This is a genomic window from uncultured Thiocystis sp. (assembly GCF_903866365.1).
Taxonomy (GTDB): Bacteria; Pseudomonadota; Gammaproteobacteria; order Chromatiales; family Chromatiaceae; genus Chromatium.
The window spans coordinates 1-14,912 of record NZ_CAIPNF010000327.1 but is presented as its reverse complement, the minus strand read 5'-3'; the positions used below and the strand labels follow the sequence as shown (position 1 = coordinate 14,912).

13 protein-coding genes and 2 pseudogenes are annotated in these 14,912 nt (G+C 63.2%); 8 read left to right on the top strand and 7 right to left on the bottom strand.

Annotated elements, in window-relative coordinates; translation table 11 throughout:
* Positions 1 to 622, top strand: a pseudogene (locus tag QZY07_RS18535) (kinase); the annotation flags it as partial.
* Positions 623 to 710: 88 nt separating this feature from the next.
* Positions 711 to 1,313 carry an HAD-IB family hydrolase gene (locus QZY07_RS18530; protein ID WP_295405886.1) on the top strand — a complete coding sequence of 201 codons (603 nt, stop codon included), beginning with the start codon at positions 711 to 713 and terminating at the stop codon, positions 1,311 to 1,313.
* Positions 1,314 to 1,364: 51 nt separating this feature from the next.
* Here the strand turns inward: QZY07_RS18530 and QZY07_RS18525 are convergent, their stop codons facing one another.
* Positions 1,365 to 2,852 carry an HDOD domain-containing protein gene (locus tag QZY07_RS18525; protein ID WP_295405884.1) on the bottom strand — a complete coding sequence of 496 codons (1,488 nt, stop codon included), beginning with the start codon at positions 2,850 to 2,852 and terminating at the stop codon, positions 1,365 to 1,367.
* Between the two features lie 167 nt (positions 2,853 to 3,019).
* Between QZY07_RS18525 and QZY07_RS18520 the strand changes: the two genes are divergently transcribed.
* A complete protein-coding gene (locus QZY07_RS18520) occupies positions 3,020 to 3,583 on the top strand; it encodes a Sua5/YciO/YrdC/YwlC family protein (RefSeq protein WP_295405882.1) in 564 nt (187 codons plus the stop codon).
* Between the two features lie 227 nt (positions 3,584 to 3,810).
* Positions 3,811 to 4,857 (top strand): cyclopropane-fatty-acyl-phospholipid synthase family protein, encoded by a 1,047-nt coding sequence (locus QZY07_RS18515; RefSeq protein WP_295405880.1) that lies wholly within the window; start codon positions 3,811 to 3,813, stop codon positions 4,855 to 4,857.
* Between the two features lie 81 nt (positions 4,858 to 4,938).
* Here QZY07_RS18515 and QZY07_RS18510 read toward each other — a convergent pair whose 3' ends face one another.
* The 3 genes from QZY07_RS18510 to QZY07_RS18500 form a co-directional block, all read right to left on the bottom strand.
* A complete protein-coding gene (locus tag QZY07_RS18510) occupies positions 4,939 to 5,496 on the bottom strand; it encodes a thermonuclease family protein (protein ID WP_295405877.1) in 558 nt (185 codons plus the stop codon).
* Complete coding sequence (nhaD, locus tag QZY07_RS18505) at positions 5,489 to 6,889, bottom strand: sodium:proton antiporter NhaD (protein WP_295405875.1); 1,401 nt, start codon at positions 6,887 to 6,889, stop codon at positions 5,489 to 5,491. The genes QZY07_RS18510 and nhaD overlap by 8 nt, the downstream gene beginning before the upstream one ends.
* A gap of 175 nt (positions 6,890 to 7,064) precedes the next feature.
* A complete protein-coding gene (locus tag QZY07_RS18500) occupies positions 7,065 to 7,793 on the bottom strand; it encodes a hypothetical protein (RefSeq protein ID WP_363184471.1) in 729 nt (242 codons plus the stop codon).
* Positions 7,794 to 7,883: 90 nt separating this feature from the next.
* On the opposite strand from QZY07_RS18500, the gene QZY07_RS18495 reads away from it, so the two are divergent.
* Positions 7,884 to 8,459, top strand: a complete 576-nt coding sequence (locus QZY07_RS18495; protein WP_295405873.1) for a DUF3782 domain-containing protein — start codon at positions 7,884 to 7,886, stop codon at positions 8,457 to 8,459.
* Positions 8,460 to 8,485: 26 nt separating this feature from the next.
* Here QZY07_RS18495 and QZY07_RS18490 read toward each other — a convergent pair whose 3' ends face one another.
* Positions 8,486 to 8,857 carry an Mth938-like domain-containing protein gene (locus QZY07_RS18490; protein WP_295405871.1) on the bottom strand — a complete coding sequence of 124 codons (372 nt, stop codon included), beginning with the start codon at positions 8,855 to 8,857 and terminating at the stop codon, positions 8,486 to 8,488.
* Positions 8,858 to 8,960: 103 nt separating this feature from the next.
* Between QZY07_RS18490 and gltX the strand changes: the two genes are divergently transcribed.
* Entirely contained in the window at positions 8,961 to 10,367 is a 1,407-nt protein-coding gene (gene gltX, locus QZY07_RS18485; protein WP_295405869.1) for a glutamate--tRNA ligase, read from the top strand.
* 51 nt (positions 10,368 to 10,418) lie between these two features.
* On the opposite strand, the gene QZY07_RS18480 is transcribed toward gltX, so the two are convergent.
* Both QZY07_RS18480 and QZY07_RS18475 read right to left on the bottom strand, forming a co-directional pair.
* Positions 10,419 to 12,278, bottom strand: coding sequence for a hypothetical protein (locus tag QZY07_RS18480; protein ID WP_295405867.1), 1,860 nt, complete (start codon positions 12,276 to 12,278; stop codon positions 10,419 to 10,421).
* Positions 12,279 to 12,368: 90 nt separating this feature from the next.
* Positions 12,369 to 12,683 carry a DUF1840 domain-containing protein gene (locus QZY07_RS18475; protein ID WP_295405888.1) on the bottom strand — a complete coding sequence of 105 codons (315 nt, stop codon included), beginning with the start codon at positions 12,681 to 12,683 and terminating at the stop codon, positions 12,369 to 12,371.
* Between the two features lie 196 nt (positions 12,684 to 12,879).
* Between QZY07_RS18475 and QZY07_RS18470 the strand changes: the two genes are divergently transcribed.
* Both QZY07_RS18470 and QZY07_RS18465 read left to right on the top strand, forming a co-directional pair.
* Positions 12,880 to 14,553, top strand: coding sequence for a glutamine--tRNA ligase/YqeY domain fusion protein (locus tag QZY07_RS18470; RefSeq protein WP_295405865.1), 1,674 nt, complete (start codon positions 12,880 to 12,882; stop codon positions 14,551 to 14,553).
* Positions 14,550 to 14,912: pseudogene (locus QZY07_RS18465) on the top strand (DinB family protein); the annotation flags it as partial. The gene QZY07_RS18470 and the pseudogene QZY07_RS18465, both read left to right, overlap by 4 nt.

The following is a 14,912-nucleotide window of genomic DNA, read 5'->3' as shown; positions in this document are numbered from 1 at the left end:
TCGCGCCAAGCCGACCGAACTGCCCTGGGCCGATACCGAGCGGCTGCCGTACACCCTCACCGGCCCTTATCTGTCCCGACTGTTCGAGCAGTCCTTTGTCTCCGGTCTGCACGATCCCGGCCAGCGCCCGTCGGCGAACGATTGGGAGACCGCGCTGGTCAAGACGGTCGATCTGATTCAACCCTGTCTGAATCCGGTGTGCGAACAGAAGTGGTATGTGTTCGATAATTCCACCAAACCCCGCTGCCCCTTCTGCGGGACGCCCTTCCAGGGCAAACTCCCGGTCCTGAACCTCTATTCTTCTCGCAAGGAGGGCCAGTACCGGCCCGATAACCATCGGCTAATGGTCTGGACCGGCCAATCGCTCTTTCACTGGCATGCGAATCATCTGATCGCTCCGAACGAGAAACTCGACGCGGAGCAGAAGCGACGGGTCGGCTATTTCGTCTTGCACGAGTGCCGATGGTGGCTGATCAACGAACGTCTGCCCGACCTGATGGAGGTCGCGACCCGGACAGCGATCCCGATCGGCGGCAAGCTCGAACTCCAGGACGGGCAGCAGATTCTGCTCGCCAAGGGCGAGGGCGGCCGGCTGGTTGTGGTCCAGATGGTCGAAGCCTGAGTTGACGCGCGCCAACGGCGACCTTCGTGGGCTCCGACGCGCGTTCTTTCGCGGAAAAACGCGGTCTGTTGCACCGGAACAAGGGTTTATGAATCAAACGAAACCGGTCGTCGCCGCCTTTGACTTCGACGGCACCATCACCACCCGGGACACCTTCGTCCCATTTCTCACGCGCGCCTTTGGCCGTGTCCGCGTTGGGCTGGCCTTCGCAAGCCTTGCCGGCGAAGCGATGAAGGTCGTCCTCAAACGCTCGGATCGCGATCGTTTCAAGGCTCGGATCATCGGCAGGCTCTTTCCCGGACAGTCGGTCCCATCATTGCGGCGGTTCGGAGACGCGCACGCCTGCGCCGTGGAGGCGCTGTTTCGACCCGCCGCATTGGAGAGAATCGCATGGCACCGGTCGCGGGGCCATCGACTCGTCATGGTCAGCGCCTCGCTCGATCTGTATCTGGAACCGGTCGCGGCGCGCCTGGGATTCGACGATCTGCTCTGTACCAAACCCGCGGGCGGTCCGTTGTTATTCGACGGTGGGATGGATGGCGCCAATTGTCGAGGCCCCGAGAAGGTCAGGCGACTCAGGGGGCTGCTCGGCGATCTGACCCAGTACGAACTTCATGCCTACGGCGACTCGGCGGGAGACCGGGAGATGCTGGAGGTCGCGGATGTTCCGCATTACCGACCTTTCGAGTGAGCGGACTGTCCGAACCGCCGGCGTCGCTCGCAATGCCCTCTGCAAAACCGATCACGTCTTCCGGCGCGGACGCGAGGCGGCGAGACTGAGCCCGATGTTGGCCTGGCGCGCAAACTGTTTGAAGTCGTCGAAGCTGACGGCATCGAGCGCTCGTTTGCTTAGGCCTCGATCCGTATAAAAAAGTCCAATGCACTGATGATTGACGACGATGGGCGCAAGCATGAAGGGCGTGCGTCCAACCAATTGCGTCAGTCGAGCGGGGATCAAGCGTGCGTCTTCGCATTCGCGGGCGGTCACCCAGTGCGGGAGTTTGCGGTCCATGGTCTGAAACAGGATGTCGGGCGCACCGGGCGGGCGGATAAACTGGAAGCCACCGGTCAGGTCCGCCTGGCCCTGCCCAAGCGCATATTTTGCCTTGATCGCCTTTTTGTCGGGCGTGGTCAGGGCGAACAGGACGCGATCCATGCCGACGCCTCGGTAGATCCCCTCCAGCGCCAGTTCCATGATGAGATTGAAGTCGCATTGGCCAGCGTCGAGAAAGGCCGCCAGTTCGCGCAGGATTTTGATGCGCAGGGAACCGTCGGGAGACGGCTGGAGCACCGCGGGCGCGGGCGGTTTTTCCGATGGCGGCTCTGCCGTCTGTTCGCCGAGGTTGCTTGGGCTGGGTTGAGGGATATGGACAGCAGCGAAACCGGCGCCCAAATCAGTTGCCAGTAGGGATGCCTCGCGTGCCTTCTGATGCAGCAGCGCGCGGGCCTCATCGGGCGGGAGATCGGTCAGCCTGGCGGTCTTCTGCACCAGTTGATTCATCTCGTCCGAGCGCCAGCCCTGTTCCTCGGCACAGCGAGCAATCCGCTGGCTTAACACGACAATCTGCATCCGTTCATCCATCTGCGTGGGGTGGCTGATCGCCTTCTGTAGCAGTTCGCTCAGGTGCCATTCCTGGATCAATTTCTTGCTCAGATGGCTGAGCCGAAAACCGAGCACCTTCTCCTGGGCCTGTTCAGGGGTGATGCCGGGCTGGTTTGACGCGCGCTCCAGCGTCTGGCCGATCTCGCCGCTGAAACACCAGAAGGCCAACTCCCCGATGCGGGTGAGAAGGGTGGCGATGAAGACCTCTTCGGGCGATTTGTCCCCGCGTGCCGCGGCCAGTGCGCGCGCCTGGGTCGCGGAGTGCAGCGAGCGCGCCAGTTCGCGGCTCAGACGATCCCGGGCGGCACCCTTGACCAAGGCATCGACCAGGGTCACCGCCAGACACATGTCCCGTACCGCATTGAAGCCAAGCACGATGACGGCGCGCGTAATCGTGCTGATGCCGGCGCCGGTCGGATTATAATAAATGGAGTTGGCCAGCTTGAGGACGCGCGCGGTCAGGGACGCGTCGCGCAAAATCACGCCCGCCAGTTCCGAGATCGGCGCCAGCTCGTCGTCCGCGAAGGCGATGACCTTATGGGCCGTATCGTCGAAGATTGGCATTTCCTGTTCGCGGATCAATTCGACCCATTCGTCCAGACCGGTCGGAGCGGTTTCGGTTTTCAAGTCGGTATCGACACGCTTAAGAACGGTAAACTATAGGCGAGCGGCGGGGGTCTTTCCAGATAGGCGGTTGATCTTTCGCAATGGTCCGCCGCCAGTTTCGCGATCCTGGCCCTCGGGAACGGAGTCTCTGTCGCGATCGGCATTTTATCTCTCGATGGATGTGCGTCATGCCGTTTCTTCCTCGTCATCGTTTGCGTCTTGCCGCGCATGTCATGCGATATGGCGGCGTGGTCGCCTATCCGACGGAAGCGGTGTATGGATTGGGCTGCGATCCTTGGAATCGGGCCGCCGTGGAGCGTCTCCTGACGATCAAGCAGCGCGATGTTTCCAAGGGACTGATCCTGATCGCGGCCGATCCCGCTCAACTGACGCCCTTTGTGGAGGATCTGTCCGCCGAGCGCATGGCGGACATCCATGCGAGCTGGCCGGGGCCCCATACCTGGCTGCTGCCCGCCCGACCCTCGACGCCCCGTTGGCTGACCGGCCGCTTCGAGACACTCGCGGTTCGGGTCACCGCCCACCCGCTTTCCGCCGGTCTGTGTAAGACTTATGGTGGCGCTATCGTCTCCACCAGCGCCAATCGGGCCGGTCGCCCACCAGCCCGCACGAGCCTGCGGGTGAGGCTTGCACTCTACGAACAGCCCGATGCTCTCCTCGTTGGCGCCTGTTCCGGTTCCGGACGTCCATCAAGCATCCGCGACGGTCGCACGGGCAGAGTGCTGCGGGGCTGAATTGGCCGCCAGCCACCAGGGAGTGTGATTTCTCGTGACACCGCTCCGCGGTGTCACGCATCGAGCGGCGTTCCGTGCCTAGCGCCATCCCGCGGTTTCGGTGGCTGATCAGGATCTCCTGCCATGGATCAATTGTGCCCTTGGACTTGTCCTCGTCCAATGCTGCCAGCATCTGAGTCGGGGCGGACGCGGTCAAATTTTATCGAGGCAAGACGAGAGGAATGACGATGCTCAAAGCAACGGAAACCGCGATCCGCTGGGTCGAACAGGGCAGGGCGCCGGATGCGCTCGTGCGTGCTGGAATTCGCCTGCTGCTGCGTCAGCGCCTGGCAAGTCTGCCGCTGCATGACTGCGAGGCGGCGATGCGTCACAAGCGCGAGTTCATCGCCATGATGGACGCCGCTCCGATCGCCGAGGTGCCGGAGCGGGCGAACGAACAGCACTACGAACTCCCAGCGACCTTTTTCGATCTTGTGCTGGGGCCGCGCCGCAAATACAGCAGCGGCTATTGGCCGGACGGAGTCAAGACCCTTGCTGACGCGGAGGAGGCAGCGTTGCGCGTGACCGCCGAGCGGGCCGGGATCGAGGACGGTCAGCGGGTGCTGGAGCTTGGCTGCGGTTGGGGTGCTTTCAGTCTCTCTCTGGCGGAGCGATTTCCCAACGCCCGGATCACCGGTGTTTCCAACTCCCACGGCCAGCGCCAGTTCATTGAAGCGGAACGCGACCGTCTCGGGCTGACCAATCTGACGCTCGTCACGGCGGACATGAATGACTTCCAGGCCGAGGACCGTTACGACCGCATCGTTTCGCTGGAGATGTTCGAGCACATGCGTAACCATCGCGCGCTGTTTCGCCGTGTCCACGACTGGCTGACGCCCGGCGGGCGTTTTCTGATGCATATCTTCGTACATCGGGAGCATCCCTATCCTTTCGAGGACATTGGTCCCAGCGATTGGATGAGTCATTATTTCTTTGCTGGCGGCATCATGCCGAGCGACGATCTCCCGCTGCACTTTCAGGACGATCTGACATTGATCACCCGTTGGCGTTGGGACGGTCGCCATTACGAACGCACGCTCAATGCCTGGCTGGATCGTATGGATGGCGCCCGCGAGTTCATCTGGCCGATTCTGGAGGACACCTATGGCGCGGCCGAGGCGGCGACCTGGTGGATTCGCTGGCGGCTCTTCTTCATGGCCTGCGCCGAGCTGTTCGGGTATCGGAAGGGGCAGGAATGGTTCGTCGCTCACTATCTGTTCGAGCGGCCGGCCTGAGGCTGGATCCTGGCGCTTTGAGACGCGGATTTTACGCGGCGTAGCGATCGGCAACGGGCCATCAAGAATGCTCGGCCGCGCTCAGCGTTTGCGATGCCGAAAAATCCAGGGGGTCTGGTGTTCGCCCTTGCGACTCCAGATCCCTCGCTTGGCCTCGCGAGCCTCGCGTTCTGCGCGAAAAAACTGTTTATCCTCGCAATAGCGCGCATAGACCGCCGCATTGCCGCTCCTGACTTGCTCCAGATTCAGCAGGCTCCGCGACGTCGATCCGACGCTGTAGACATCGCCCACCGTGCGCCCGAAGCGGTCCTTGTCGATCGGCACCAGTTCCAGGTGTCGGGTCGCGAGTTGGCGGAGCGAGTCGCGCGAGCGGTCAGACCAAGGCCGCTGTTTGTGCTCGGGGGCGTCGATGCAGTGCAATCGCACCTCAACCCGCTCGCCCTGGCAGGTCAGCCGCAGCGAATCGCCGTCCAGCACGGTATCCAGCCGGCAGGTCCGGCCCGAGGCGCCGAACGACCAGTTGCCCGGAATCAGCCCCGGTCCCCACTGCTCGACCGCCCAGGCGCCGACCAGGAGCAGGGCGATCATCAGGGTCGAAAGGGGCGTGCGACGACGCCCCGCGCGTCTGGACTCAGCCATTGAGCCACAGATGGACCGCGATGCTCGCCAGGTAGCCGAGCGCGATCGCGGGCGTCCATTCCAGATGGGCAAAGAAGGTGTAGGTTCCGCGCGCCTGACCCATGAGCGCCACGCCCGCCGCCGAACCGATCGACAGCAGCGAGCCGCCGACGCCAGCGGTCAGGGTGACCAGCAGCCATTGGGTTTCGTTCATCTCGGGGTTCATGGTCAGGACGGCGAACATCACCGGGATATTGTCGACAATGGCCGAGAGGAAGCCGATCGCGATGTTGGCATGGGTCGGACCCCATTGGTTGTACATGAGATCGGACGCCATCGCGAGATAGCCGAGCTGTCCGAGTCCGCCCACGCAGAGCACCACGCCATAGAAGAACAGCAGGGTGTCCCATTCGGCCCGCGCGACCTTGTTGAAGACATCGAAGGGGGTCATGTCGCCAACCAGGGTGGCCCGACCCTCATTGCGCAGCCGCCAGCGATGGTGGCTCATGCGCAGGTAGTAACCGAAGAATTGCAGATAGCCAAGACCCGTGAGCATCCCCAGCACCGGCGGCAGGTGCAGGAAGTTGTGGAAGCTCACGGCGGTGGCGATGGTCAGCAGAAACAGGACGATGATGCGCCGGGCGCCCCGTTTCATGGGCACATCCTCCGAGCTTGCGACCGGTTTGAGATTGGGAACGGCGAAGTGCATGAGGATCGCGGGCACCACGAAGTTGACCACGGCGGGCACGAACAGCTTGAAAAAACCAAAAAAGTCGACCATGCCCTTCTGCCAGACCATCAGGGTCGTGATATCCCCGAACGGACTGAAGGCGCCGCCGGCATTCGCTCCGACCACGATGTTGATACAGGCGAGGGTGACGAAGCGCTTGTTGTCGCCACCGACCGCCAGCACCACCGCGCACATCAACAGGGCCGTGGTCAGGTTGTCCGCGACCGGCGAGATCAGGAAGGCGAGGGTGCCGGTCAACCAGAACAGCGCGCGAAAGCCGAAGCCCTTGCGAATCAGCCAGGAACGCAGCGCGTCGAACACCTGTCGTTCCTGGAGCGCGTTGATATAGGTCATCGCCACCAGCAGGAACAGCATGAGTTCGGCGTATTCGAGCAGGTTGCGGCGGACCGCCTCGCCGGCCAGATGCGGCTCGCCCATCTGGATGTAGACGTAGGCGATCAGGCACCAGATGACGCCGGCGGCGATGATGACCGGCTTGGATTTGCGCAGATGCAGGAATTCTTCCGCCATGACCAGGGCGTAGGCGATGCCGAAAATGCTCAGCGCGGCATAGCCGACGGCATGCGTCGTCAGGTCGATGGGGTTGGCGGTCTCGGTCGCAAAGGCCGCCAAGGGGGCGAAGAGGGCGATGACGCCCATGAAGAAACGAGTCGCGGGATGCATTGATTGAGCCTTCTGTAACCTGCTGGGTTCGTCTCGGCGAACGGGCCAGCGTGCATGATACCCTCTGTCTCGACGGTCGCCGCGTCAGGCGACTTCGCTGCCGTCAGTCGAATCGGTTGATCGAACCGCGCAACACCCGCCCAGCTAATCCTGCCTGGCGAGATTCGGGCACCGCCTAAAGCTCCTTGAGCGGCTCCAGGAGTCTGTCGCAATCCCGTGGATTGACATACTGAACGACCACCTTGCCATTGGGCGCCCTGGCGATGTCGAGTCCGCGCGCGGGATAGAGCCAATGGACGATCCCGGTCTCGGGTTCGGTCAGCTCTCGGGATGGCGGGCCGAAACGCTGTTCGAGCAGGTCGGCGTCGAGTCGCGCCTTGGGCAGGTAACTGATGCTCTGGATGGGACGCGAGGCGAGCGCCGTGGCGTCGTCGGGGTTGAGCTTGATCTTTTTGCTGCCGCTGCCGAGTTGGCTGATGCGCAGTCCCCGGTCATACATACCAATCAGCGTCGGCTGGTCGACCTCCAGCGCGATGACGAAATCCGCGCGCAGGCGTTGCAGAACGATCTGCTCGAAAAAGGCTTCGGCGGCATGGCGGGGCGGGTCGTCGGGGGTCTGGAACAGGTTCAGTTCGCCTTCTTCGCGAAACACCGCGCGGACCTCGGCGAGCGTGGTTTGACCGAGCGTGAAGCCAAAGACGCGGGTACGCCCGGCCTCGTCCTGGGCGATGCGCCAGGGGAGACGCTCGGTGATGTCGTCGAGCGTGGCGGGCATCAGCAGCAGGATGGCGACGAAGCTGAGGATGGCGGCGCCGAGCACGGACAGGACGATCTTGCGGTCCATGGTGGTGGAATGCTCCCGAGGATGGATGAGGTGGGACGGCGACAGCCCGCGATGCCTCATGCTACGTGCCGTCCGGGCGAGGGGCAAGATGGATGGTCCTGGATTTGGGTTATGCTGTTGGCATGACAGATCAACTGTGAGATGGGCGAGATGGCAACAACGACGCTCGACGATGTCTGGGCACTGTTTCGGGAAGTGGCGGATTCCCAAAAACAGGTCGCCGCGGCACAGAAAGAAACCGATCGGAAATTTCAGGAGACCGATCGGAAAATCAGTGAGATGAATCGCGAAGTCAACAAACGGATCGGCGAACTGGGCGGTCAATGGGGCCTGTTCGTCGAAAATCTGGTCGCCCCGGCCTGCGAGCGGTTGTTTACCGAGCGCGGGATCCCGGTGCACATGGTCAGCCGGCGGGTCATGAAGCGGATGGGCGGCGATACGCTGGAAATCGACGTGCTGGTGGTGAACGCCGAGCATGTGGTCGACGTGGAGGTCAAGAGCAGCCTGGGCGTCGAGGAGGTCCGCGAATTCCTGGAAGACCTCAAGCGTTTTCGCCAGTTTTTTCCGGAGTATGCCGACAAGCGTCTGCATGGCGCGGTGGCGGGGATGCGCATCGAGGAAGGCGCGGCGGCCTTTGCGTATCGTCAGGGTCTGTTCGTGCTGGCACCGACCGGCGACAGCGTGAGGATTCTCAACGACGCTAAATTTGCGCCCAAGATCTGGTGATCGGGCGCCTTGAGTCGCCGTCGGACTCACTCGGCCATGAAAGCGGCGACGACGCGACGGCCCTCGGACATCAGAATGTTATAGGTCCGGCAGGCCGCGCCCGTGTCCATGATTTCAAAGCCAATCCGCTGTTCCATCATCCTGAAATACAGGCTTGGATCCGGGAAGATCTGAGTGCGGCCAGTCCCCAGTACGATGATCTGAGGCGAGAACGCCAACAGCTCATCCAGATGTTCCGCCATCAACTCGCTCGGTTGATTCGGCCCCCAGAGATCGACGATCCGCTCGGGTGTCACGATCAGACCCCGCCGATAGCGTCGTCCGCCGATCACGATACCGTCCACGCCATAGGCATCGATCAGATGGCCGTCCGTATTGTTTGCTTCGGAAAATCGCATGCGGTCAACATAACCCATGCGTCGGGCGCGAACAAGCGGGCAGGGAGCGGGGCCACTGTGTAGAATTTACCGCTTCAAATCCCTTGAATCGATCCGGAAAACCATGACCGTTCGCACCCGCTTCGCCCCCTCTCCCACCGGTTATCTGCATGTCGGCGGCGCCCGCACCGCGCTCTTCTGCTATCTCTACGCCCGCAAGCACGGCGGTCAGTTCGTGCTGCGCATCGAGGATACCGATCTGGAGCGTTCCACGGCGGAATCGGTGAACGCCATTCTGGAGGGGATGACCTGGCTCGGGCTGGACTATGACGAGGGGCCGTTCTATCAGACCCAGCGCTTCGACCGCTATAACGCCGTGATCGAGGAACTGCTGGAAAAGGGTCTGGCCTACCGCTGCGACTGCTCGAAGGATCGGTTGGAGAAACTGCGCGTGGATCAGATGGCGCACAAGCAGAAGCCGCGCTACGACGGTCACTGCCGCCAGCGCCAGATCGACCCGGACGCGCCTCATGTGATCCGTTTCCGCAATCCCGCCGATGGCGTCGTGATCGTCGATGACCTGATCCGCGGCCGAGTGCCCTTCGCCAACGAGGAACTGGACGACCTCATCATCCGTCGCACCGACGGCGCGCCGACCTACAACCTGAGCGTGGTCGTCGACGACGCCGACATGAAGATCACCCATGTCATCCGGGGCGACGATCATCTGAACAACACCCCGCGCCAGATCAACATTCTGCACGCGCTCGGACATGAGCCGCCGCGGTATGCGCATGTCCCCATGATCCTCGGCGACGATGGGGCGCGACTGTCCAAGCGGCATGGCGCGGTCAGCGTGATTTCCTATCGCGATCAGGGCTATCTCCCCGAGGCGCTGCTGAACTATCTGGTGCGTCTGGGCTGGTCGCACGGCGATCGGGAGATCTTCTCGGTCGAGCAGATGATCGAACTGTTCGACATCGGCGATGTGAACAAATCCGCCTCCGCCTTCAACACCGACAAGCTGGACTGGCTGAACCAGCAATACCTGCAACACGCCGATCCGGCCCGCATTGCCCGGCTGCTGAGTCCGCACATGGGGCGGCTCGACATCGATCCCTCGACCGGCCCCGATCTGGTCGAGGTCGTCAAGGCCCAGGCCGCCCGCGCCAAGACCCTGACCGAACTGGCCGAGATCAGCGCCTTCTGCTATCGGGATTTCGACGAGTTCGACGAGGTGTCGGCCAAGAAGCATCTGCGTCTGGTCGCCCGTGAACCGCTGGAGCGTGTGCGCGCCGCCTTCGAGTTGATGGCCTACGAGGACTGGACCCCCGAGGAGTTGAAGCGGGTGGTCGATCGAATCGCCGAGGAGTTGGAAGTCAACATGGGCAAGGTCGCGCAACCCTTGCGGGTCGCCATCGTCGGGCGCGCCGCCTCGCCCGGCATCGACGAGACCCTGATGCTGGTCGGCAAGGACGCGACCCTGCGCCGGATCGACAAGGCGCTGGCCTATATCGCCACGCGCGGTTGAGGCTTAAAGAACTCGTGACGCCGCTCCGCGGTGTCACGAGAGGAAAGCGCCTCAGTCCCACGGACCCGCCGAGTCGATGAGCTGTCCGGCGGCGGCGGGATCGCCGGCCTGGAAGATGGCGCGGGCCAGATAGACGAGAGACTCGGTGCGCGCGACGGGATCGGTCAGGCTTCTGGCCTGAACGATGGCCGTGGAAAAATCGGCCTGCGCCTGCGCAACGTCGCCTTGCCGGGCACGGCTGCTGGCCAGGGCGGCGAGCGCTTCCGGGTGGCGCTCGCTGGCGGGAGCGCCGCCAGTGCCCGCCGATGGAGGCACCGATCTGGTCAGGATGGCCGCCGCCGTCTCGGTCTCGCCGGCCTCGGCGAGTCGCTGCGCCAGGATCGCCTGGGCAACCGGTTGGATCGCGCGATCCTGGATCCGGCTCAGTGCGGTCGTCGCTTTCTCGAAGAAAGCCGTGGCGCGCTCGTGCTGACCGATCAGCGCGAAATCGCGGGCGAGCGTGCCGAGAAGGTCAATCCGCTCAAGCGATCCCCCGGCGGATTGCGCGGCGGTTTCGATGGCCAGGCCGAGATACTCTTTTTGGACGGGCAGCTCGCGATTCTCATGGCTCGTGCGGGCCAGACTGCCGTAGGCCATCGCCCGAAAATCGGCGGCTGGAATGGAATCGGCGAGCAGGTTGGCCCGTCGCCACTGAGATCCCGCGCTGGTGAGATCGGACTGTTTGGCATATTGGCCCGCGAGACCGGCGCGCAGAGCCACGGCATCGCGCAGCAGCCGGTCCTTCGGGAGCGCACTCGAGGCGTCCGGTGCTCCGTTCATGGCCAGGGTCGCGCGGTCGAGCGTCCTGGTCGCGGCGCCGAGATCGCCGGTATCGAGTTGGTAGAAGGCCAGGCTGGCGAGGACACGCGGATCGCTGGCGGTCGTCGGGAATGACGGGGCGCTCGCCCCGGAGCGCACGGCCCTCGCGCTCGCTTCGGGAATCTCGACCTTCAGCGCGAGCTTGCCGGTCATCCCCGGTGCGTCAATCTCCGAGGCGGCGAGCGGCGTCTCTGACAACATCTCCGGGGATGCCCCGCCAGCGCCTGCCAGGGCGCTTTCGAACCCGTCCGGGGACAGGCCAGCGGCCCCGCCCAGCGCGGGATCGGTGCCGACCGTGACCGACAGGCCCGGCGGGGGCGTAATCACGACCTGCATGCCGCCCGGTTGACCGCTCGGCGGGACGGCATCGGCGGTATCGGCGGTATCGGCGGCCCCGACATCCGCGCGATGCCGATCCCACAGCACCAGACCGACGCTGCCGCCAAGCAGCGCCAGGCCGGCCACGGTGGGCAGGAGGACGCGCGGTGCCAGATAGGGACGCAGTTTGCTGAAGAAGGTCACGCCCAGTTCCTGTTCGACCTTGCGACGGGCGATTTTGCGGAGCTTCGCGGCGCGCTTGCGCTCGGCTTCGCGCGTTTGTTTTTCATCCGCGACCGTCGACTGCGCGGCGAACGCGCGGCGTTCAAGTTCGATGGCGTCGCGCAATTCCTGATTGCGCTGATTGGCCTGATTGCCCTTGTAGCGATCACCGATGATGCTGCATTTTTCGCAGATGTCGAGCGTGCCATCGGTCGCATGCGGTTGTTCGTGTCCGCAGGCGGGGCAGCGATAGGTCTTCGTTTCCAGGGTCAGCGCCATGGGATCGATTCGGCAGATGAAGCCGATCTCGGTCAGCTTGTCGTAAAGATTGCGGGCCGTGGCCTCCGGGAGATTCTTGACGAGCACGACCTGCTGATTGATCAGGATGCGCTGAAATTTCGGCTCGAAGGTGGCGGGATCCCCTTTCAGCAGGTCTTTCAGCCCCTCCCGCACGGTTTGCTCGAAGTGTCCCGGCGCGATGCCTAGCGCTGATACTTTGTAGGTGGCTTCCATGAAAACGATCCTCTTAGTGCTCTCTTGAGTTGGCGATCTAAACGCGCGAATTCTGAACGGTCGCGATCAACCGCGTCCAGGATGGTTCGCTTAATTTTCCCACATCACATTTTCGCCCTCCGCTGCCGCGGCTGTGAGCAATTCGATCAAAGGCAAGGCCCGATGCGCAAGGCTGACATGCTGCCCTTCGTCAGCCTGTTGCGCGGCATGGCTGGCGGGATCCAGCGGATCGTTCGGGTGCTCCGCGACCGCCGCCTTCAATCGCGCCAACGCGGCCGGCACGTCTTCGGCGAGCAGTGCCCCCGGCACGCTTCCGCTATGCCCCATGAGTTTGATGAGTATCACGGCTACATCGCCAAACATGGTGATGGTGGCGTAGGCTTTGGTTTGAAATTTAACCAGCATGAAACCTCTCTCCCGTCTCGTCAGCGGCGATATTTGCCTGTTGGCAGGATAGCGCAAGCACCGGCTTTCCGGGGTTCGGATAGAATCCTTCCGGTTGCGGCAAACGCCATCCAACCGATCCTTTCAATCGCCGTGACACGCGCTAAAATGCGGGTCTTATCGCTTCCCATCCGTCGCCCGAGACGCCCGAGAGACCATGACCGACGCCGCCGAGCCGCCACGCACCAATTTCATCCGCCAGATCGTCGAAGCGGACCTGGCTTCCGGCAAGCATGACCGGATCGTCACCCGCTTTCCGCCCGAGCCGAATGGCTATCTGCATATCGGCCATGCCAAGTCGATCGTGCTCAACTTCGGACTGGCCGAAGCTTTCGGCGGAGGCTGCAATCTGCGGTTCGACGACACCAACCCCCAGAAGGAAAACGTCGAATTCGTCGACTCCATCCAGGCCGATGTGCGCTGGCTCGGATTCGACTGGGGCGACCGGCTGTTTTTTGCCTCGGACTATTTCGAGCAGCTCTACGTCTTCGCCATCGAGCTGATCGAACAGGGGCTGGCCTATGTCTGCGACCTCAGCGCCGAGGAGACCCGCGTCTATCGCGGCACCTTGACCGAGCCTGGGCGCGACAGTCCCAACCGCGACCGCCCGTTAGCAGAGAATCTGGATCTGTTCAAGCGCATGCGCGCGGGCGAGTTTCCGGATGGCGCGCGCACCCTGCGCGCGCGCATCGACATGGCCTCGCCGAACATCAATCTGCGTGACCCGGTGCTCTACCGGATCAAGCATGGCGTGGTCCATCATCAGACCGGCAGCGCCTGGTGTCTGTATCCGACCTACGACTACACCCACCCGCTCTCCGATGCGCTGGAAGGGATCACCCACTCGCTCTGCACCCTGGAATTCGAGGACCATCGCCCGCTCTACGACTGGTGCATCGAGCATGTCTCGGTGCCGAGCAAACCGCGCCAGATCGAATTCAGCCGGCTGAATCTCGAATACACGGTGATGAGCAAGCGCCTCCTGACCGAACTGGTGAGCGAACATCTGGTGCAGGGCTGGGACGATCCGCGCATGCCAACGCTCGCGGGACTGCGCCGGCGCGGTTACACGCCCGCCGCCATCCGCGAGTTCTGCGAGCGCGTTGGCGTCACCAAGTCCGATAATCTGGTCGAGATGGCCCTGCTGGAGAGTGCGATTCGCGACGATCTGGACGCCACCGCGCCGCGCCGGATGGCGGTTCTGCGCCCGCTCAAGGTGATTCTGACCAACTACCCGCAAGACCGCCAGGAGACCATGGAGGCCGGAAACCATCCCAAGGACGAGCGCCTGGGTTCGCGCCCGGTCCCCTTCGGACATGAGATCTCTATCGACCGTGCCGATTTCGCCGAACTTCCGCCCAAGGGTTTCAAGCGACTGATCCCCGGCGGCGAGGTGCGTCTGCGCAATGCCTACGTGATCCGCTGCGACGAGATCGTCAAGGATGCGGCGGGCGAGGTTGTCGAACTGCGCGCGACGGTCGACCTCGATACCCTGGGCAAGAATCCCGAGGGCCGCAAGGTCAAGGGCGTCATTCATTGGGTCTCGGTTGCTCACGGCATCCCAGCCGAGGTCAGGCTCTACGACCGGCTGTTTCGGGTGCCGATGCCCGGCGCTGGCGGGGCGGACTACCGCGCCGATATCAATCCGGATTCACTGCGTGTGCTCACTGACTGTGTCGTGGAACCCGCGTTACAAGGCGTACAGCCTGGCGCGCGGTTCCAGTTCGAGCGCGAGGGCTATTTCGTCGCCGATCCGGAGACGACGCCGGAGCGTCCGGTGTTCAATCTGACCGTCGGTTTGCGCGATGCCTGGGGGAAAAGTCAGCCATGATCGAACGCCAGCCAGAGGAACGGAGACAACCAGTCGCCCAGTTGCCGATCCACGAACGCCGGATCGCCGACCTTGGCGTTCGCGCTTATGCCTCCCTGGCCTCGCCGGCCTCGATCCTGCGGCTGTTTCGCGCCGAGGCCGGTCGCGCCATCGCTCTGAGCCGCCGACTCCCGCGGGAACAGGCATCCCGGATCGTGACGATCCGGCGTTTTCCGGGGATCGAGGACAGCAGCCGGCACTGGTCGGTGTATATGACGCTGGACCATCTGGTGATGGTCAACACGGCCATCACGGCGCTGATCCATGCCATCTGCGCCGACGGCGAGTATGGGGTCGAGATTGAGCTTGAGGATGTCTGG